The sequence below is a fragment of the Bacillus hominis genome (genome assembly GCF_018332515.1).
Lineage (GTDB): Bacteria > Bacillota > Bacilli > Bacillales > Bacillaceae_G > Bacillus_A > Bacillus_A hominis.
In genome coordinates, this window is record NZ_BOQD01000164.1 from 1 (window position 1) to 19,591 (window position 19,591).

Annotated in this window: 22 protein-coding genes, 1 riboswitch and 1 other annotated feature; of the genes, 7 read left to right on the forward strand and 15 right to left on the reverse strand. The window is 34.6% G+C overall.

Features of this window, described 5'->3' with window-relative positions; genetic code table 11:
- The first annotated feature begins 24 nt into the window (after positions 1 to 24).
- The 3 genes from KI356_RS16690 (at position 25) to KI356_RS16700 (ending at position 2,573) form a co-directional block, all read left to right on the forward strand.
- A complete protein-coding gene (locus KI356_RS16690; protein ID WP_000231445.1) occupies positions 25 to 645 on the forward strand; it encodes a DUF47 domain-containing protein in 621 nt (206 codons plus the stop codon).
- Positions 646 to 656: 11 nt separating this feature from the next.
- Positions 657 to 1,655: an inorganic phosphate transporter gene (locus tag KI356_RS16695; RefSeq protein WP_002117552.1), complete on the forward strand. Its 999-nt coding sequence runs from the start codon at positions 657 to 659 to the stop codon at positions 1,653 to 1,655.
- Positions 1,656 to 1,772: 117 nt separating this feature from the next.
- Positions 1,773 to 2,573 carry a sulfite exporter TauE/SafE family protein gene (locus KI356_RS16700; protein ID WP_002117550.1) on the forward strand — a complete coding sequence of 267 codons (801 nt, stop codon included), beginning with the start codon at positions 1,773 to 1,775 and terminating at the stop codon, positions 2,571 to 2,573.
- A 294-nt stretch (positions 2,574 to 2,867) separates the two neighbouring features.
- On the opposite strand, the gene KI356_RS16705 is transcribed toward KI356_RS16700, so the two are convergent.
- The gene (locus KI356_RS16705) at positions 2,868 to 3,095 is read right to left on the reverse strand and encodes a hypothetical protein (protein ID WP_088057988.1); all 228 of its coding nucleotides are present in this window, start codon (positions 3,093 to 3,095) and stop codon (positions 2,868 to 2,870) included.
- Between the two features lie 170 nt (positions 3,096 to 3,265).
- Between KI356_RS16705 and KI356_RS16710 the strand changes: the two genes are divergently transcribed.
- Positions 3,266 to 3,778, forward strand: a complete 513-nt coding sequence (locus KI356_RS16710; protein ID WP_128281665.1) for a Crp/Fnr family transcriptional regulator — start codon at positions 3,266 to 3,268, stop codon at positions 3,776 to 3,778.
- Between the two features lie 30 nt (positions 3,779 to 3,808).
- Here KI356_RS16710 and hmpA read toward each other — a convergent pair whose 3' ends face one another.
- From hmpA to KI356_RS16725, 3 genes are all read right to left on the reverse strand, one after another.
- Positions 3,809 to 5,017, reverse strand: a complete 1,209-nt coding sequence (gene hmpA / locus KI356_RS16715; protein WP_128281666.1) for an NO-inducible flavohemoprotein — start codon at positions 5,015 to 5,017, stop codon at positions 3,809 to 3,811.
- A 223-nt stretch (positions 5,018 to 5,240) separates the two neighbouring features.
- Complete coding sequence (locus KI356_RS16720; RefSeq protein WP_212935938.1) at positions 5,241 to 5,759, reverse strand: hypothetical protein; 519 nt, start codon at positions 5,757 to 5,759, stop codon at positions 5,241 to 5,243.
- A 114-nt stretch (positions 5,760 to 5,873) separates the two neighbouring features.
- Positions 5,874 to 6,941, reverse strand: a complete 1,068-nt coding sequence (locus KI356_RS16725; protein ID WP_238486200.1) for a site-2 protease family protein — start codon at positions 6,939 to 6,941, stop codon at positions 5,874 to 5,876.
- Between the two features lie 181 nt (positions 6,942 to 7,122).
- Between KI356_RS16725 and KI356_RS16730 the strand changes: the two genes are divergently transcribed.
- On the forward strand, positions 7,123 to 7,320 hold the full coding sequence (locus KI356_RS16730) for a hypothetical protein (protein ID WP_002117535.1): 198 nt from the start codon (positions 7,123 to 7,125) through the stop codon (positions 7,318 to 7,320).
- A 146-nt stretch (positions 7,321 to 7,466) separates the two neighbouring features.
- Here KI356_RS16730 and KI356_RS16735 read toward each other — a convergent pair whose 3' ends face one another.
- Positions 7,467 to 8,318, reverse strand: coding sequence for a YhfM domain-containing protein (locus KI356_RS16735; protein WP_212935939.1), 852 nt, complete (start codon positions 8,316 to 8,318; stop codon positions 7,467 to 7,469).
- Between the two features lie 108 nt (positions 8,319 to 8,426).
- On the opposite strand from KI356_RS16735, the gene KI356_RS16740 reads away from it, so the two are divergent.
- On the forward strand, positions 8,427 to 9,203 hold the full coding sequence (locus KI356_RS16740) for a class I SAM-dependent methyltransferase (protein WP_212935940.1): 777 nt from the start codon (positions 8,427 to 8,429) through the stop codon (positions 9,201 to 9,203).
- Between the two features lie 39 nt (positions 9,204 to 9,242).
- Here KI356_RS16740 and KI356_RS16745 read toward each other — a convergent pair whose 3' ends face one another.
- Positions 9,243 to 9,452, reverse strand: coding sequence for a hypothetical protein (locus KI356_RS16745; protein WP_212935946.1), 210 nt, complete (start codon positions 9,450 to 9,452; stop codon positions 9,243 to 9,245).
- 263 nt (positions 9,453 to 9,715) lie between these two features.
- Positions 9,716 to 9,973, forward strand: a binding site (T-box leader).
- Between the two features lie 59 nt (positions 9,974 to 10,032).
- On the opposite strand from KI356_RS16745, the gene brnQ3 reads away from it, so the two are divergent.
- Positions 10,033 to 11,388: a branched-chain amino acid transport system II carrier protein BrnQ3 gene (gene brnQ3, locus KI356_RS16750; RefSeq protein ID WP_212935941.1), complete on the forward strand. Its 1,356-nt coding sequence runs from the start codon at positions 10,033 to 10,035 to the stop codon at positions 11,386 to 11,388.
- 25 nt (positions 11,389 to 11,413) lie between these two features.
- Here the strand turns inward: brnQ3 and KI356_RS16755 are convergent, their stop codons facing one another.
- From KI356_RS16755 to gltP, 9 genes are all read right to left on the reverse strand, one after another.
- Positions 11,414 to 11,770, reverse strand: a complete 357-nt coding sequence (locus tag KI356_RS16755; RefSeq protein ID WP_212935942.1) for a DUF3992 domain-containing protein — start codon at positions 11,768 to 11,770, stop codon at positions 11,414 to 11,416.
- A gap of 10 nt (positions 11,771 to 11,780) precedes the next feature.
- Entirely contained in the window at positions 11,781 to 12,413 is a 633-nt protein-coding gene (locus tag KI356_RS16760) for a response regulator (protein WP_002117521.1), read from the reverse strand.
- Positions 12,410 to 13,465 carry a sensor histidine kinase gene (locus KI356_RS16765; protein WP_002117519.1) on the reverse strand — a complete coding sequence of 352 codons (1,056 nt, stop codon included), beginning with the start codon at positions 13,463 to 13,465 and terminating at the stop codon, positions 12,410 to 12,412. The genes KI356_RS16760 and KI356_RS16765 overlap by 4 nt, the downstream gene beginning before the upstream one ends.
- On the reverse strand, positions 13,465 to 14,205 hold the full coding sequence (gene liaF, locus KI356_RS16770) for a cell wall-active antibiotics response protein LiaF (protein WP_002117517.1): 741 nt from the start codon (positions 14,203 to 14,205) through the stop codon (positions 13,465 to 13,467). Before liaF ends, KI356_RS16765 begins: the two co-directional genes overlap by 1 nt.
- 108 nt (positions 14,206 to 14,313) lie before the next feature.
- Positions 14,314 to 14,976, reverse strand: a complete 663-nt coding sequence (locus tag KI356_RS16775; RefSeq protein WP_212935943.1) for a PspA/IM30 family protein — start codon at positions 14,974 to 14,976, stop codon at positions 14,314 to 14,316.
- Positions 14,977 to 15,030: 54 nt separating this feature from the next.
- Positions 15,031 to 15,387, reverse strand: a complete 357-nt coding sequence (locus KI356_RS16780; RefSeq protein WP_128281676.1) for a lmo0954 family membrane protein — start codon at positions 15,385 to 15,387, stop codon at positions 15,031 to 15,033.
- 229 nt (positions 15,388 to 15,616) lie between these two features.
- Positions 15,617 to 16,933, reverse strand: a complete 1,317-nt coding sequence (locus KI356_RS16785; protein WP_128281677.1) for a Na+/H+ antiporter NhaC family protein — start codon at positions 16,931 to 16,933, stop codon at positions 15,617 to 15,619.
- 94 nt (positions 16,934 to 17,027) lie between these two features.
- Positions 17,028 to 17,133, reverse strand: a riboswitch (SAM riboswitch).
- A 120-nt stretch (positions 17,134 to 17,253) separates the two neighbouring features.
- Positions 17,254 to 17,772: a ribonuclease FAU-1 family protein gene (locus tag KI356_RS16790; RefSeq protein WP_212935944.1), complete on the reverse strand. Its 519-nt coding sequence runs from the start codon at positions 17,770 to 17,772 to the stop codon at positions 17,254 to 17,256.
- A 67-nt stretch (positions 17,773 to 17,839) separates the two neighbouring features.
- On the reverse strand, positions 17,840 to 19,114 hold the full coding sequence (gene gltP, locus KI356_RS16795; protein WP_212935945.1) for a glutamate/aspartate:proton symporter GltP: 1,275 nt from the start codon (positions 19,112 to 19,114) through the stop codon (positions 17,840 to 17,842).
- Positions 19,115 to 19,591 lie beyond the last annotated feature (477 nt).

A 19,591-nucleotide genomic window follows, 5' to 3' on the forward strand; every position in this document is an offset into this window, starting at 1 on the left:
ATTACTTTTGTGGGGGTAACAATAATGGTCTTTAAATCAAAAAAAGATAAATTTTCTGAAATGCTAATGAATGTTTCCGAAAATTTAAAAGAAGGCGCGCAGTTTTTCGTGGAGTATAAAATTAAAAATGCTAGCGATTTAAAAGAGTTTTCTATGCGCATGAAAGAGTATGAGTCAAAAGGTGACTCATTTATTCACGAAATCATTATGGAGCTAAACAAAGCGTTTATTACTCCTATTGAACGTGAAGACATCCTACAGCTTGCAATGAGTATGGATGATGTATTAGACGGATTAGATCATAGTGCTGGTCTATTCGAAATGTATTCTATTACAGAAGCTGATGAATACATGATTAAATTCGTAGAAGCAATTAATCAATGTGCGATTGAAATTGCAAACTCTGTTGAATTACTGTCTAAAAAGAAATTAGTCGATATTCGTACAAATGCGATTAAGATTAAGGATTACGAGTCACAATGTGATGATATTCGCCGTCATGCGATTAAGCACCTATTCTCTCGTGAGAAAGATCCGATTAAGATTATTCAATTTAAAGAGATTTACGAAGAGCTTGAAGAAGTAGCTGATAGCTGTCAAAGCGTTGCAAACGTATTAGAAACAATCATTATGAAGAACGCGTAAGGAGTTTGATCATGGATACACTCTTGATACTGACCGTTTTAGTAGTCATTTGCGCTTTAGCTTTTGACTTTATCAATGGATTTCACGATACAGCAAACGCTATTGCAACGGCTGTTTCAACGAAAGCTCTAAAGCCTAGACATGCAATTATTATGGCAGCTATTATGAACTTTTTAGGTGCGATGACATTTACAGGTGTAGCAAAAACTATTACAAAAGATATCGTTGACCCATTTGCTTTACCTAATGGTTCTCTTGTAATTTTAGCTGCTTTGCTTGCGGCAATAGCTTGGAATTTAATCACTTGGTACTATGGTATTCCAAGTAGTTCTTCGCATGCAATCATTGGCGCAATCGCTGGTGCAGCAATTGCTGCTGCCGGTGTTAACGCATTAAACTATAAAGGGTTTATAAAAATTCTTGAAGCTTTAATCATTTCACCGATTATCGCTTTTGTTATTGGTTATATCGTATATAGTATTTTTAAAGTCGTCTTTAAAAACTTTAACTTAACGAAAACGAACAAAAACTTCCGTATATTCCAGATCTTCACTGCAGCATTACAAGCTTTTACACACGGTACGAATGATGCACAAAAAGCAATGGGAATCATTACGATGGCTCTTATGGCCAATAACTATCATACTTCTGACGACATCCCTTTCTGGGTACAATTAGCTTGTGCAACTGCAATGGGGCTTGGTACTTCTGTCGGTGGATGGAAAATTATTAAAACTGTCGGTGGACAAATTATGAAAATTCGTCCTGTAAATGGTGTAGCTGCCGATTTATCATCATCACTTGTTATTTTCGGTGCAACATTCATTCACTTACCGGTTAGTACAACGCACGTTATCTCTTCTTCTATTTTAGGAGTTGGTGCTTCACATCGTGTGAAAGGTGTAAAATGGGGAACTGCAAAACGCATGTTAATTACATGGGTAATTACACTTCCTATTTCAGCTTCTTTAGCTGCGTTATTTTACTACTTATTACACTTAATCTTTTAATCAAAAGTCGTCTTCCTTATTTTTCTAGGAAGACGACTTTTTTGTGAACAAGTCTATTTCTTATTAAAAAGCGTGTATAATGATTGTTGGATAAGTTATATAGAGGAGTTGGCAATTTTGGAATACATCATGTTACTTTTCATCGGATTAATCGCTGGGACAGTCGGGAGCCTAGTCGGACTTGGGGGCGGAATTATTATCGTTCCGTTATTAATTGGATTGCACAGTTTATCCCCACAACTCGCAGTGGGAACTTCTATGGTAACAGTCGTTTTTACAGGGCTGTCTTCTACCCTTACTTATATGAAACATAAACGGGTAGATTATAAAAGTGGACTTATTTTATTTATCGGGAGTGGCCCTGGTGGTATTATCGGATCATGGGCAAATAAATTTTTAAACCAAGATACATTTTCTTTATACTTTGGTATTTTTCTTATATTCGTCTCCATTCTTCTTATACTACGAGACAAATTGAAACCTCTTTCCCTATCAAATATGACTGTAATTAAGCGATCTTTTACAGATAACGAAGGAAATACTGTAGACTATCAATTCCCACCATTTCTCGCTATCTTTATTGCCTTTATAGTTGGGTTTATATCCGGATTATTCGGAATCGGTGGTGGCGCCTTACTTGTGCCAGCGATGATGCTCCTTTTTGCGTTCCCAGCACACATTGCTGTAGCAACTTCAATGTTTATCGTATTTCTCTCAGCAATTGTAAGTTCTTTAACTCACATCTCTCTAGGAAATGTCAGCTGGGCTTATGCATTAATTCTTATTCCTGGTGCATGGATTGGCGGAAAAATCGGGGCTTACATTAACACAAAATTAAGCGGTAATGCAGTAATTAATTTATTACGTATCACATTAATGATTCTTGGAACTAGATTAATCATTACTTCATTTTTATAACGCGTTCTTTCTAGAATGCGTTTTTTTCTTATACACATGAATATAAAAAGGCTCCTAGGAGAACAAATAAAACTAAACAAACACTTAATAGCATAAAATTTGAAATATGTACTTTCTTCAAGTTGATCACTCCTATAGCTATGACTGTTATCTTTATGATAGCGAAAAAACAGTTATCTTACAGTTACAAAGTGCTAACAATGCAAAATCATTTATTACAAATTTTATCCTTATATTGCATTTCTTTGTATAATCTATCGATTAAATAAAAAAAGATGTCATATTGACATCTTTTTAGTGAAGAAGTGACCATCCCATAAAATCTTCATGTACTTGGCACGCCCTCTTATCGTTTCGATCATATAATTCAGCATAACTATCTGTTTCTTCATCATAAGCCATCGTATAAATAATTTGGCCGTCTATTTCAACGGATAAAACGACTCCACCTTTCATCTCTTCTACATGAATGATAGCATTCGCCGGAATCCTTATATCCGTCATCTTCATCGCATCTAACAATATACTAAACCCCCTACAGCGTATTCATTGCTAGTACTATTACACACTAAATAGTATACTACTGTAATAGCATATATTTCGTCAATGAAATTGCTGTTTAAAAAGCATATTATCTTTATACATATACGCTAAAATATAAGAAATAGAAATGTTTTAATGGGGGGCTAACATTGATTCTACATAAGGGAGATGTATTATTCCGTCAAGGTGAGGATGGTCCTTTATACTTTATAAAAACAGGTTTATTAAAAGTTATTCGATTAGAAGAAGACGGAACACCATTTTTATTTAATATTATCGTTCCTGGTGAAACGATACCTCACCATTCTTTAATTTCACCGAAGGAATATCACGGTACAGCTATCGCTTTAATGAAAACAGAAGTTGAGCCTATAATTAGTAATGAATGGTACGATAAACTTCAGGCAAATCCTGCATCATATGCAAATATCGCTATGCAATTACAAGCGAAATTACGAATGATGCAACAGCGTATCGATCAATTGACAACAGTCTCTCCTAAAGAGCGCCTTCATCGTTTACAAGAGTGGTTCACCTTATATTTAGGTGACATCCCTATTTATGAAATATTAACACAAACTGAAATTGGTCAGCTCATAGGTGTACGCCGCGAAACAGTAAATCGCTTATTAAGAGAACAAGCAAAAAACGAGGTAAAATAATACCTCGTTTTTTTGCTTGGCAACGTTAATCTATTGTAAGCTTGCTGCGGGACCAAAAAATTCATAATGAATGTTCTCTTGTTTAACACCTAAATCAATTAATGCAGCATTTATATGTTTCATAAATGGTACTGGACCACAGAAATAAAATTCTGCTTCAGTTGTTGGAATAATAGTTTGTAACCATTCACGTTCAATGAATCCTTCTTTATCAAAATTCTTCATTTCCACATCTTGCTCTGTCGGTGAAGAATAGCAAGTATATGCTTTAACTTGTTCATACTCTTTTTCTACTGTCTCAACATGCTCTTTCATCGCATGTGTATTACTATTTATCGCCGCATGAACAAAGCATACATTACGCTTTGATTCTTGTTCAATTAGCGTATTTAACATACTCATCATCGGTGTAATACCTACTCCACCACTAATTAGTACAACAGGTAATGTTGAATCCATATTTAATATAAAATCTCCCGCTGGTGCACTTACTGGCAAAATATCTCCTTCCCCTACATGATCATGTAAGTAATTAGATACTTTACCATCTGGTGTATCTACACCTTTTTCTTTCTTTACACTAATGCGATAGTATTCTTTTCCAGGAGCATCAGATAAGCTATATTGACGATTATGTGTATATGTTTCGCCTTTAATATTTATTTGAATCGTTACATATTGTCCTGGGATGAATGAAGAAACTTTCCCGCCATCTTCAGGTTTTAAATAAAATGATGTAATAACGTCGCTCTCCTTCACTTTTTTAACAACCACAAAGTTGCGGAAATCTTTCCATCCACCTTCTTGATGTGCAGCTTCTTCATACATCTCCGCTTCAATGCTAATGAATGCATCAGCGATAACTCCATACGCTTCTCCCCATGCATTTAAAACTTCATCAGGTGCACCTGCAACCTCTTTAATCGCTCGTAGTAAACATGTACCTACAATCGGATAATGTTCCGCTTTAATACCTAAACTTCTATGCTTATGACCGATTTGTTTTACAACTGGAATAATAGCTTCTAAATTATCAATGTACATTGCAGCTGCATAAACAGCATTTGCTAACGCTTGTTGTTGTCTTCCCTTTTTCTGATTCGTATGGTTGAAAATATTCAATAACTCCGGATGTTCCGAAAATAAAATTTGATAAAATCTCGTTGTAATTTCAACGCCTTTTTCTTGTAATAGTGGTACTGTTGACTTTACGATTTCAATTGTTTTTGCACTTAACATTGTATCCCACTCCTCTATTTCTTTAACTGTTTTTAGTTTAACTGAATTGTATAATACATATTGTGATTTTAATCACTATTAACACGGTGTTTTTGTGAAAAATATATGAACAATGCACATATTAAATAAATTTTAACTAGTGGCGTGCTCCCATCCGCCACTAATTATTAACCCTCATTAATTGTGCTCAAAAAAAAAGCTAACTAGAATTCTAGCTAGCCTACTACTTTGTTTGTATTGCTTGTTCAATCACTTTTATATTCTGCCCATCGCCAAACTCTGTATACCCCCATATGTTCGTCTCGCCTCTATATTTATTTACGATAATATCCAAGTCATGATATACACGATGAGCATACACTACATACTCAACATTTTGAAGTTCCACACCTTTTTTTACAATTTCATAACTTCTATTTACATCACGTTTTATTTTTTCATTCTTTATTTCTGTATGTATATTTTTTAAAGTTGATTCTTGTTGTTGAAACCATTGCTTAAATTGATTCCAGTCCCCGTCTGTATAATTCTCTGCTTTACCATAATTTAAAAAATTATTATAACTTTCATGTGTCATACGAATAAAATCAAGCACTTTTGTCTCTTCTTGCACATCTTCTATTTGAGCTATTGTACTTACCCCAGCGGGCTTATTTGCATAATGTAATAATACTTTCATAAGACTATAACTCGCAATTATCATCACGATAATAATACCAAACACATTTAGCAATTTCTTCATATACAGAACTCCTTTTCTACTATGAATATTACAATGTACTGTTATACTTGTAACATTCTCTCGTAGAAATGTAATTCCTGTTTAAATCCTTCTTGTCATTTCGACACTATTTTTCTACAAACTTCTCCTTGGTAAATGCTCTTGTAAAACAACATAACCTTCATAAGCTGTATAACCGAGTATAGCCATTAATCCGATATAACAAGCAAATACTGTCCATTTCGTTTTCGTATCGACTTTATAATAATTTTCTTGTTGTTCCTTTTCAGTTTCCCATTCATTTAATTTTCTTTCTGACATTTCAAATGCTTCTCTTATATGAATTGTATGCGTTTCTTTTTCATCTTCATATGGGACATAATCAAGTGACTCAAACTTTGGTAAAAGGTACTCTAGCACTTCAATCTTTTGAAGTTCTCCTGTTTTTAATTCTTTTACACGTTCTCTTTGTCTTAATACATTCATCTCATGGTGAATCATATAAATCGTTCGATGCACTGCACCAGTTTCTTTTAATTCCTCTTCAAGCCTAGCAACATATTCTTTCATTCCATCGATTTTATATCCTAATTCCTTAATCGGCTCATCTCTCTTTATTACTCTATATAGTTCCATGCAGCCGATAATAAAAATAAATCCTCCCAAAATACTCTTATAGTAAATAGAATAGCCGAGTAGTAAAACTAGCCCTGCTCCCCAAATTTTCGTACTTACAACTGAAATTATTCGTCCTCCATCTAACGGAGAAACTGGAATTAAGTTAAAGAAATTAATCATACTTCCGAGTAAAATAATAAGCGCCCAAAACGGCTCTTTCGTTATTATATACAGTGGGATCGCGGGTAAAAATGAAAGCAATCCGAAAAGAGGTCCCATATACGCAATGTATGCTTCATCTTTTGCATTTTTCGGCATCTCTTTCATCCCAATAAGAGCTCCCATAAATGGTATGAAGATTGCTGGCGATGTTGGTATACCTTTTCTTCTCGCTGCCCATAAATGCCCCATCTCATGTACAAACAATAAATACACGAGTGCTACCCCAAACTTCCAACCATATATGACTGCATATGCACCAAGTGATAAAAACATACTAAATACAGTTGAAAATTTTGCTAATTTAAAAATTGCAAATACCCACTTTAACTTCGACAGTAAAAATAATCCTATTGCAACAATAATTCCCCATAATCATTTTTTATTATTTTTCATATCCCTCTCCTTTATCTCGCTTTACTGAGCCATATACATTCATCAAAACTTATTCTTTTCTCTATTATGACATATTTTTTTCTATTGTTAGAAATAATGTTTATTTCATCCGTTTTTAGCCAAAAATAAAAATAAAAGGAGGTAAATACAAATGAAATTACAATCTCTTATGATAGGCGCTCTATCGTTTTTAGCTTCAACCCTTATTTTTTATACCGTCAGCTACGTATTATTATTAGATTGGTTGCCAAATCACTTATTTATAGCCCTTATTATTCTTTCTGCTCTTATGATTTCTTTTCTAATTACACGAAAATCAATGAATGAGCCATCTGTAAAAGCAAAATAATAGAGGGGGTCTTTCCCCTCTATTATCATCTCCTTGGAAGGCCATATAGACTTTACGACTCATATTTATCCCGCAAACGCCCGATTTGGTGAAGGCTAATAATCAGTGGTGGATGAACAAAACCCCACTGATTATTAGTCTTCACTTTATCTTTGTAAATTCATTTTTTCACCATACTCTTTAACAATTTGAATAATGTTTTGAAATGCTCCTACTTTTTCTTTCTTACTATTTAATATTTGCAAATCATAATTATCATAATAGGTTTCTAGTGATTTTAATTGTGATTCTGAAGCATCTTTTATCGGAACAGTAACATTCAATTCATACTGTTTATACCCTTCCTTTACTTTTTCAGCTGAAATCATTTCACTCTCTTTTGCTCCAATTAATTTCCGGATTTTTTCTGGAAAAATTAATTGCAAATAATAATCTTGTTCCTTTGCTAACTTATTATATAGTGATTGTGTAATCGTATAACGTACCGTATAATTCATTTTTTGATCACCTGCTTTAATATGAAACGCGGTAATCTGCAAATCTTTTTTCGTTACTTCCGTTAAAGGTCCTATCTGCATCTCATCATCTTTTTGTTCTGGAATCTTTGGAAATATAGCCAAAAGTTTTTCCGTATCTTTTTCATTCAGCATATACATATCTTTCTTATATTGAATCCATCCTCGGCGATTTTCTCCTCTTAACCATGCATAATATGTTTCAATTTTCCCATCTCTACTAATTTGCATTTCATATTCTGGTTCACCAAAACTACCCGTTACTTCTTGTTTTTCTGCTTTGTTTATAATATCCACCACTAATTCCGCATCCATTTTCTTTAAATTTTTTTCTTCTTTACCTTTTTGTATAACAGTTACTTGTAATGGTTCTTTCACTTCATTCACTGTCTCCTCTACATGTTTCGATTCTTTCTTTTTCTCGGCTTGACCACACGACGCTAGTAAAATAACACATAAAAACATTAAATATTTCCCTTTCAAATCGATTCTCCTTTTCCAATAAGAAATTCTTATAATCCTCATACATAAAACAAAAACGTTACATTATATAGAATGAGCTATACTATACAATGAAGGGAGGATTTTACAATGTCCATTAATTTTCATGATGCAAATAATAAGTATACGTATGCAAATCGTAACGCACATATTTCATGGCAGGAAACAATAAACAATATTGCAGATGTGCAAAATAAACAAGTAATTGATATAGGTTGTGGTGGGGGCATTTATACGAAAGAACTTGCTCTTATGGGAGCCAAAAGTGTTGTTGGGCTTGATTTTTCAAAAGAAATATTACAAGCTGCAAAAGAAAATTGCAATGCCTTCCCAAACATTTCATTCATTCACGGTGATGCGCATAACATTCCATACCCTAACGAATCATTCGACCTTGTCATTTCTCGTGCAGTCATTCATCATTTACAAGATATTCCTACCTTTATACGAGAAGCTTCTCGCATATTAAAAAAAGACGGTATACTTATTTTACAAGACCGGACCATTGAAGATTGTACAATTCCAGGAAGTCCTGAACACATTCGTGGATACTTTTTCTCTGTATTTCCAAAACTCATTGAAATAGAATCAAAAAGAAGACCAAAAACCACTACTATACAGCAAGAATTACAAAAATATTCTCTTCAAGTGTTCCCCATTCAAACACAATGGGAAATACGAAAAACACATGATTCTATAGAAGCATTGCTGCAAGATTTATCTCCTCGAACCGGACGATCCATTCTATATGAATTAAAAGATAATGAACTTTCTCAACTTCTACATCATATCCAAACGGCATTGCAAAACGTCTCTCCTATCATCGAAAAAGATCGTTGGACAATTTGGAGCGCTAAAAAATTGTAAGGAAGGAAGCCTCACAAAATAATGTGAGGCTTCCTTCTTTCATAATCTAATTTTGCAACACTCTTGATATCCTCCACTCCTGGCCTGTGCACTTCCACACTTCGGACATACTAAATATCTAGAATGATTTGTCAACAAACTACCTTTTTGAAAGAGTAAAACTTCTGCTTGTTTAAATGAACGCGAATAATATAACCATATAAAACCGAATATAGCAATAATACCAAATAATACTCCCATCGCAAGCATTTCAGTCACCTCTTTTGGTTTGTTCTTTCCAGCAAGTGGATTGTTTTTATTATTCTCTGTAAATTCGAACAATTCCTTCTTTATTCCTATAAATATCGATTTTCTCCATAAACTTTACAATTCTCTATAATGTTTTACAGCGTTTTTACAAACAGTATTAAACCTTATATTCTCAGCTATATTTCTACAGGAAAGGTTATTTCCCAAAAAATATGTTGACTTTCTAAAAAAAACATGTGAAAATATTGTCAGAATACTTAAATAAAAATTCATTGACGAGAACGAGTAAGTTATAGGACTGTTCCCCAGAGAGTTGGTATTTTGCTGAAAGCCAATGCTCAGTTCGTAACCGAAAATCATCTCCGAGAAGTAGAACCGAATGCTGAAGTAAGTTCTTACCGGCCGTCCCCCGTTACAAGGAACACGTATCATGTTGTACGTTGTAAGCCGTATACATATAAATATATTTCTACATGTATAAATTAGGGTGGTATCGCGGGTAAATATAACTCGTCCCTTTCTTAAGGGACGAGTTTTTTGTGTTCTTACAATGAATTTACAAAAAAGGAGGAAAAAAACAATGAACACTGTATCAAAAAAACATGTTTTTTTCACAGGTCTTATGCTATTTTCTTTATTTTTTGGAGCAGGAAATTTAATTTTCCCTCCAATGCTTGGACAAAATGCTGGTGAAAACTTTTGGCCAGCAATGATTGGGTTTTTACTAACAGGAGTCGGCTTACCACTACTTACTGTTATCGCCATCTCTCTATCAGGAAATGGAATGCAGCAACTTGCAAGTCGTGTTCACCCATTATTCGGAATATTTTTTACTGTAGTTGTATACATTGCAATCGGTCCATCTATGGGCATCCCACGTGTTGCTAATGTCGCTTATGAAATGGGAGTTAGTTCTTTCTTACCAGAAACTATTCGCTCTAGCAGCCTAGCGCTATTTTTATACACAGTCATCTTCTTTGCTATTGTATTTTGGCTTAGTTTAAATCCTTCTAAACTCGTCGATCGTATCGGAAGTGTATTAACACCTATTTTATTACTCTCTATTTTCTTATTATTCGTTAAGGGTGTATTTACCCCCCTCGGGCAATCCGGACCAGCAATGCAAGAGTATCAAATTTCTCCAATTTTTAAAGGTTTTATGGAAGGATACTTAACGATGGATACCATTTCAGCACTTGCATTTGGAATTATCGTTGTAAATGCGATTCGCTCAAAAGGTGTGAATGACCGTAAATCCATTGCCATTGCAACAGCAAAAGCGGGACTTATTGCCGCTACTGGTCTCATACTTGTATATGGTGCACTTGGTTGGCTCGGTACAACCAGTGTCTCTCTCGGATACGCAACAAATGGCGGACAGCTACTTACCGTTATCGTACAACAATTACTCGGTCCATATGGTCTAATTCTATTATCTCTTATCGTTACACTCGCTTGCTTAACAACATGTATTGGACTTGTATCTGCATGCAGTCAATACTTCTCAACATTATTAACGAAATTTTCATATAAAATGTTAGCAAGTATCATTTGCTCGTTAGGATTATTAGTTGCCAACTTAGGTTTAACAAAAATCATTGCAATCTCTGTTCCTATTTTACTTGTTGTATATCCAATTGCGATTGTACTCGTGTTACTATCATTACTACATAAATATTTCGGTGGATATCGTTCTGTTTATGTAGGTGCATTAATTGGATCTGCAGTTGTGAGCGTATTTGATGGATTAAAACAAGGGAATATTCCTGTTTCATCTATCACATCTTATTTCGAGTTTATTCCATTATATAATGAAGGAATTGGCTGGTTAGTACCAGCATTAGTTGGGGCTATTATCGGTTTTGCTATCGCAAAATTAAGTGGTGCAAAAGAAGTACCATTAACGGATCATTCACCTGAATCGAAAGTATCATAAAAAAACTCCCATTTTGGGAGTTTTTTTACATTTGATAAGAAGTATGATTAAAGCTACTTACTTTATAAGCTTTCGTATAGTAATCAATATTCGTATCCACCATTTCTACTTTTACAACATCATAGCAATCTTCTTGCTTCACTAGAAATAAATAATATTCTTCTGTTGCCTCAATAATTGCAATTCGATTTGTTTCAATATCATATTGTTCACAAAGTGCTTGCAACGCATTCACATAGTTACCTAATTTCTTCGTTTCATCCATTCCAAATATCGTTTGAACTAACATACACTCTCTCCCCTTTGTATGTACTGTTAACACTTTTATGATAACGCTTACATAATTAATCGTCAACAAAAAGCTTTGACCATATATAGTCAAAGCTTCCCTCTTATTTCGTCAATTGGTGTCTAAACGCATAAATAACCGCCTGTGTCCGGTCACTTACATTTAGCTTATTTAATATATTACTCACATGTGTCTTTACTGTTTTAATGGCAATAAACAACTCATCTGCAATCTCTTGATTACTTTTTCCCTCTGCAATTAATAACAAAATTTCAGACTCTCTTTCTGTTAACTCCTCATGCAAAGGTTGTTCTTTCTTCTGACGCATACGAGACATCATTTTGCCAGTAACTTTCGGCTCTAACACCGTTTCCCCATCATAAGTAGCTCGTACAGCGTCTGCAATATCACTCGCTCTTGATGTTTTTAATAAATAACTTGTCGCTCCCGCCTCAATAACAGGATATAACTTTTCATCATCTAAAAAGCTCGTTACAACTACAATTTTCGCTTCTGGCCATTCTTGAATAATAGCACGTGTTGCTTCAACCCCGTCCATCTCATCCATAACAAGGTCCATTAAAATAATATCCGGTCTTAATTGCAAAGCTAACTCTGAACCTTTTCTTCCATTTTCAGCTTCTCCAACTACTTCAATATCTGGCTGCGTTGATAAATATGCTGATACACCCATTCGAACCATTTCATGATCATCAACTAGTAATACTTTTATCATGATTCTCCCCCTCTCTCAATCATAATCGGTACTTTCACTTCTATTTGCGTACCTTTATTCGGAAAACTAAGAACTTTTAATGTACCACCAATTTCATGAACTCGCTCTTGCATTGACCTTAAACCGTATGAACCAGCCTTATTAACCCCAACTTTAAAACCAACACCGTCATCAATAATTTTCAAAATCGCATATTGATCAATTTTACGAAGGCGTACTTCGGTTTTCTTTGCCTTCGCATGCCGTAAAGTATTAGACAGTGCCTCTTGTACAATACGGAATAAATGATCCTCTACACCTTTTTTTAATTGAATCGGTTCAATTAACCATTCAATTTTCATATGTTGCTTTCTAGACAGTTCTGTTAATAATTCTTCTATACCCTCTGTTAGTTTCTTACCTTCTAACTGCACTGGGCGTAAATGCAGGAGCAATGCTCTCATTTCTGATTGTGCATTTACAACCATATTCTCAACAAGCTGCAACTGTTTTTTCGTCGTGTCTGGAATTTCAGCTACTTGTTCATTAATGGCTGACATCATCATCGACATTGCAAAAAGCTGCTGACTTACAGAATCATGCAGCTCTCTCGCTAATCGATGCCTTTCTTGAGAAATCGCTTCTTGTCTCATCTCTTCATTCCAATGGGCTCGTTCATTCGTTACTTTTTGAAATAGCCCAGCTTGCTCCTCTAAGCGACGAGCAAGACCAATTACTTTTCGTTCCACTTCATGAAATTCATCGTCTGCAGTAAATGAAACATCACTCGGAAAATTCCCTCGCTCTACTTCAAATAGAAAAGTATTTAATCCTTGTATACGCTGCTCTATATAATAACCGATTGCATATCCTACAATTCCTCCGATAAGAAGACTCGTACTCATAATAAACAAGCCAATTGGAACAGAAGCAATGGATTCTTTCCATAGTAAATCATAAACTTGTTGCTCGCTTTTCCATACATATACAATTGTACAAATAAGTGCGATACTCATAGAGGACAACATAGAATAACGAATATACATCCACGAAATATTCCTTTGTTTTTTCATTATACTTTCCTCACTTCCGTATCGCCTACGACAAGCGAAGAAATAATTTTAATACGACGAGGGGCTTCTTTATACTGTTCTGTTCTAAACGTAACATTACGGTTAAATCCAGTTTCTTCGTGTCCTGGAAGGAGCACTCGCCCAACAATAACAGAATGATTTAAAGACAATTCAATATCATATGGTACATATAAGCGAATATTACCAATGACGCCCCGAATAACAATAACCGTTTCCCCCTCTGGAATCATAGCAGTTGTTAAATCAATCTCGACATCACAAGCACCATATTGGACGTTAATATCCTCTAGTTCATAAATATGATCCATCATTCGTACATTACCTACAAACATATTTTTTATATACGGTTCTGTACGATATATTTGTTTTTCTTCATCTATATATCCCTTTTCTTTAATTTCAACTTTCATTGCTTTTTGCTGATGTCCTTGTTGAATAAGTTGATAACCAATTAAAGCTAAACAAGCAAACACAACAAGTACGAATGCTGCTGATGAAAATAAGAAGAATAAGAATACAATACCACCGACAAATAAAAATACATTCCCTCTTACATAACGGTTCTTCTTTCGATAATGTCTTCCAAACATAATCATAATAAATGCAAATATTAGACCACCTGGTTCAAAATGTCCAAGTATCATATCAAGAAAAAGACCGAATCCAAATATGATGAGGAGCATCCCCATTAATTGTGTTTTTGAAAAGTGCTTCTTCATTTCAGCTCCCCTCCCTCTTTGTCACATATACATAGAAGAAAAGGCATTGCTTTCCAACACCTTTTCTTCTATCACTATATCATAAGCCTGTTTTATTATATACTACAATTATTTTGTTACTTCTTTCGTTAACGATACTTCATTTTTCTCTTTCATTTCACGCTCTAGTTTTGCAATTTTCATATCAAATGTATCACGCTCATTCTCTTCATTTATACGAAGCTCTAAATCACGAATGTGATCTTCAATTTCTTCGAATCGTAAGAACGGATTATTTTCATCCATTTTATGAATAGCAGTATTCATACGGCGGTTTGCATGCGCCATATTTTCACGTGCCATTAATTCCATACGCTTTGCGTTCATTTCTTTTAATTTATTTTTCATTTCTGAAAGACGACGCTCTAACTCATCAATTTGCTCTACAACACCAGCATACATTTCTTCTAAGCGAGTTACTTGCCCTTCATAATACGCTACTTCTTCTAATGCACGTTCATGCAATTGTAATTCGCCTGCTTCTTGTGCGATGATAGCTTGCTTTGATCTTTTATTAACGAAATAACTTGCTTGCTCAAGCTCACGAGCGAAGTTAGATTTTAATGTTTTATGACGCTGAATTAACTTCTCAATTTTTGTTATTTCACGCTCACTATCACGTAAATATTGGTTTAACATAGCAATTGGATTTTTTCTTTCTTTCTCATCTAACACATTATGAAAATCAGCTAAAATTGCATCGCGTACACGTCCGAATAAAGATTGTTTCATTATAATCTTCCTCTCTTCTACTTTATAATTTGATTTGATTTGATTTATTTTATATTAGTTTTTCATTAACTTGTTCCACTCATCTTCAAAGTTGCTATATGGTTTAGAACTTTCTGGAGCAGAATCAACAACTACATTTTTTTCTTTTTTCCACTCACGGTATCCGTAGTATAAAACTACTAATGCTACGATACCGATTAATGCTGGGGAATGAGAAAGTGCAATGGACAAACCGATTAAACCAACAATACCCCAAGCTAACTTTCCAAAGAATGATTTAGCTCGCACAAATGATTTATAGCTCCAGTACACAACTCCTGCTCCAATGGCGAATCCTACAATACCAGCAAGACTACCAAGAGCAATTAAAGCCAAAATACCGGCTGCGATAAACGCTAGAAATTGTTTCATCTTGTGCTTGCCTCCCTTCGATTTGATACTCTTATCTTAACTATTTTTTCATTTTTCCATAACGAGCTTAAGAACTGTTTTCAACTCAGACTTAAGACCGAGTTGCATTCAGCCTTTTGTAAAAATATAAGGAAAGATAGGATAACTCACTCTTTTATCGCACATAAAAAGCCGTACAGAGAATCTTCTCTGTACGGCTTCTGTTGCAACTAATAAAATTCATATTTAATTATGCTGTTTTATGATACTCTTTCTTTTCCGCCACTTTAGAAAACCTCGGGAAACCAATTAATATAGAAATGATTCCACATACTCCAACTAAAATTGGATAGAATGCATATGGCAACAATTCAATTGGAGATAAAGCTGCAAATCCTGCCGCTGTTAACATTTGAGCACCATATGGGATTAACCCTTGTATACAGCAAGAGAAAAGATCCAGTACACTCGCTGATTTACGGGGATCAATTTCATACTGATCCGCAATATTTTTCGCAAGCGGACCTGTAAAAATGATAGAGATTGTATTATTTGCTGTACACATATTCGTCATACTCACTAAACCAGCAATGCCGAACTCTGCTCCTTTTTTCGAACGAATATTACGTGTTAAAAGATTCATTAAATATTGAATACCACCATTATACTGAATAAGCTCAACCATACCACCTATTAAAATTGCAAGTAATACTAATTCCATCATACTGCCCATTCCAGTCGTTACACTTTTAAAGAAACTCTCTAACGTGTAACTTCCATCTATAAGGCCGATAACACCTGATAATACTGTTCCACCAGTTAATACAATAAGTACATTCCAACCAAGTAGTGCTGTAATAAGTACGCCTGCATACGGTAAAATTTTTATCCAGTCAAAGCTATGAGCTTTAACCTGCGTATCACTTCCTAAAGTCATTATTACTAAGAGTACAATTGTAATGATTGCAGCTGGCAATACAATTAAAAAGTTCGTTTTAAACTTATCTTTCATTTCTGTTCCTTGCGACCTTACAGCTGCAATTGTTGTATCAGAAATAAATGATAAATTATCACCAAACATCGCTCCGCCCACAACAGTAGCCATCGTTAGTGCAATTGAAATATCAGTTTGTCCACTAATACCTACAGCAATTGGCGCTAATGCAGCAATAGTTCCCATTGAGGTTCCCATCGCTAATGAAATAAATGCCCCTATAACAAAAATTCCAGCAACGATAAATCCTTGTGGTAAAATAGATAACGCTAAATTAACAGTTGAATCAACGCCGCCCATTCCTTTTGCTGTTTCAGAAAACGCCCCTGCAAGTACAAAGATTAATACCATAATCATAATATCCGGATTTCCTGCACCTTTTGCAAATCGTTCCACTTTCACATTAAAACTTTCTTTACGATTCATCGCTAATGCGATTCCTACTGCAATTGAAATCGCTACAAGTATCGGTAATTTATAGAAATCACCTGTAATAATTCCAGAACCAATAAATAGCGCCAAAAATACTCCAAGTGGTAATAACGCTAAACCATTTCCTCTCGTTTCTTTCAAAGTATCATCTCTCCCTAGTTTTCAACCTTTTCTAATGAACAACAAAAGACCTCTTCCAATGAGAAGAGGTCTTATACATCTATAAGAAACACTCTTCTCATCTTTCAAGCACATGCTTGCTGGATTTGGCACAGCACTCTAAAATCGAGTCCGCTGCCGAGGCATCGTAGGGCCAGTCCCTCCGCCTCTCTTTATAAGAAGGTTTCATATTTATTTTTTAATAATAATTTCTTTCCTAACTTTACTCGCTTACAAAACAAAAGTCAATTATTTTTTGTATAGATTTTTTTGGTAATTATACAAAAAAGTGAATAAACCAATCACTTTAACTTTTCGATTTCTTTATCCAATATTGAGATCCAATAAAATTTTCTATTTTTTATAGTCGCGATAATCCATTTCGTTGTATGCCATGCTAACTCATATTCTTCCTTTTTAACATCACCAATTTTATAAGCATCCTCTAACTCGTCTTCATCCAGTACATAGATCTCGCCGTTCGGTAACAATACTACATCTAAGTATAAATCATCGAAATAAGGTAAACCACGATCGTCTATTTTAAATTCTTTCGTCACATCGATATAATATTGCACTAATTGTTTTTGATTGTCTAACATAGCTGTAATTGCAAAGTTTTTCCCGTTTATAAAATATTGCATCCATGTATACCCATCACCTGCAATGCAAAGCTCTTTACCATTGTATTCTTTATAACTAGGCTCTCTCACCTTTTTTATATCCAATATTCCTAACATACCTGCTTCAACTTGTTTTACTGTGTATGTCTTCTCTATTAATCGCTTCCACGTAGAACCATCACCGTACTTACGTTTCATAACTTTCTCTCCTCTTCTACATACAGAAAAGCTCCCACATAATATGTGAGAGCTTTTCAAATCATAATTAAGCCGCTTGACCCTTTTCAGATATCTCTTTTAAATAGGCTTGTCCTTTTTCAGCGTCATATTGACCTTCCCACTTAGACATAACTACAGCCGCTAAAGAGTTACCTACAACGTTAACTGCTGTACGAGCCATATCTAGAATACGGTCAATCCCTGCAATAAACGCTAAACCTTCAGCTGGAATACCTACTGTACCAAGTGTTGCTAATAATACAACGAATGATACGCCCGGTACACCCGCGATACCTTTTGATGTAACCATTAATACAAGTAATAGCGTAATTTGTTGTGTAATGGATAATTCAATACCGTACATTTGCGCTAAGAAAATTGCCGCAATTGCTTGATATAACGTTGATCCATCTAAGTTAAATGAATAACCTGTTGGAATAACGAAAGATGTAATTGCTTTCGGACAACCGAATTTCTCCATTTTCTCCATAATTTTCGGTAAAACCGTTTCTGAACTTGCTGTAGAGTACGCTAAGATCAGCTCGTCTTTTAAAATCTTAAAGAATTGGAAAATGTTTATTCCAAAGATTTTCGCTGTAAGCCCTAATACGACCACAACGAAGAATATCATTGCCCCATATACTACAATGAGTAATTTCCCTAATGGAATTAATGAAGCTAATCCGAATGTAGAAACTGTAACACCAATTAATGCGAATACACCAAATGGTGCAAATTTCATAACTTGGTTCGTTACGTAAAACATCGCGTCTGCTACACCTTGGAAAAATTGTAGAACTGGTTTACCACGCTCACCAATTGCTGCTACACCTAAACCAAATAATACAGAGAAGAAGATAATCGCAAGCATATCACCTTCAGCTAATGATTTCATAATGTTCGTCGGAACAATATTTACAAACGTATCCGCGAACGAATGACTTTGTACTTGCTCTGTCGTAGCTGTATATTTCGAAATATCTGTCTTCGTTAATTTATCCATATCAACGCCGTTTCCTGGTTGGAAAATATTCGCTACCAATAGACCGACAACAATCGCAATCGTTGTAATAATTTCAAAGTAAAGAATTGTTTTTCCGCCTAGTCGGCCTAACTTCTTAATATCACCAACACCAGCAACCCCAACAACAATACTTGCTACAACAATCGGTACAACGATCATTTTAATTAATCGGATGAAAATATCACCAATTGGTTGTAAGTACTTCACCACTTCTTGATTGCCAAAGAAAATCGCCCCAACTGCAATACCAAGCGCAAGTCCTATTAAAATTTGCCATGCAAGTCCTATTCTTTTCATACTTGTGGTAACCCCCTCTTCGATGTGTCACTCTATCTCTCATTCTATCTCTATAAAACATGAAATTAAGAGTATTACATATTATTCGACAATTCACTACATTTTGTCCCTGTTAAAAATCATAAATCAAAATTTAAAATCTGACAACAAAATAAGTTTGCCCGAATACAAATAATTTTCTTGACAAAAACAAACCTCATGTCAGAAAACCTAACATGAGATCGATTCCGCACTAGTGGTTTATAGGTTTTTAAAGTGATGTTTCATCATGGAAAACTCCATCATTTCCCATGATTTTTTTAGAAAAAAATAGAAATTGATACCTTTTTTCTATACATTCAAGAATTTTAACTTTATGACAAACACTACGAAAAGATACTAAATTCCGACAAAACTTAGCAAATTTATAAAGTTTTCTTTACATTATGATTACAACGATAGACACCCTTCTTCTTCTTATGATATATACATTCAGAG

Coding starts and splice junctions, on each gene's coding strand:
- KI356_RS16740 (WP_212935940.1), top strand. CDS start 8,427: ATGTCCATTAATTTTCATGATGCAAATAATAAGTATACGTATGCAAAT.
- KI356_RS16720 (WP_212935938.1), bottom strand. CDS start 5,759: ATGAAGAAATTGCTAAATGTGTTTGGTATTATTATCGTGATGATAATT.
- gltP (WP_212935945.1), bottom strand. CDS start 19,114: ATGAAAAGAATAGGACTTGCATGGCAAATTTTAATAGGACTTGCGCTT.
- KI356_RS16775 (WP_212935943.1), bottom strand. CDS start 14,976: ATGAAACAATCTTTATTCGGACGTGTACGCGATGCAATTTTAGCTGAT.
- hmpA (WP_128281666.1), bottom strand. CDS start 5,017: ATGTTAAGTGCAAAAACAATTGAAATCGTAAAGTCAACAGTACCACTA.
- KI356_RS16690 (WP_000231445.1), top strand. CDS start 25: ATGGTCTTTAAATCAAAAAAAGATAAATTTTCTGAAATGCTAATGAAT.
- KI356_RS16730 (WP_002117535.1), top strand. CDS start 7,123: ATGAAATTACAATCTCTTATGATAGGCGCTCTATCGTTTTTAGCTTCA.
- KI356_RS16695 (WP_002117552.1), top strand. CDS start 657: ATGGATACACTCTTGATACTGACCGTTTTAGTAGTCATTTGCGCTTTA.
- KI356_RS16760 (WP_002117521.1), bottom strand. CDS start 12,413: ATGATAAAAGTATTACTAGTTGATGATCATGAAATGGTTCGAATGGGT.
- KI356_RS16790 (WP_212935944.1), bottom strand. CDS start 17,772: ATGAAACGTAAGTACGGTGATGGTTCTACGTGGAAGCGATTAATAGAG.
- KI356_RS16765 (WP_002117519.1), bottom strand. CDS start 13,465: ATGAAAAAACAAAGGAATATTTCGTGGATGTATATTCGTTATTCTATG.
- brnQ3 (WP_212935941.1), top strand. CDS start 10,033: ATGAACACTGTATCAAAAAAACATGTTTTTTTCACAGGTCTTATGCTA.
- KI356_RS16780 (WP_128281676.1), bottom strand. CDS start 15,387: ATGAAACAATTTCTAGCGTTTATCGCAGCCGGTATTTTGGCTTTAATT.
- liaF (WP_002117517.1), bottom strand. CDS start 14,205: ATGAAGAAGCACTTTTCAAAAACACAATTAATGGGGATGCTCCTCATC.
- KI356_RS16745 (WP_212935946.1), bottom strand. CDS start 9,452: ATGCTTGCGATGGGAGTATTATTTGGTATTATTGCTATATTCGGTTTT.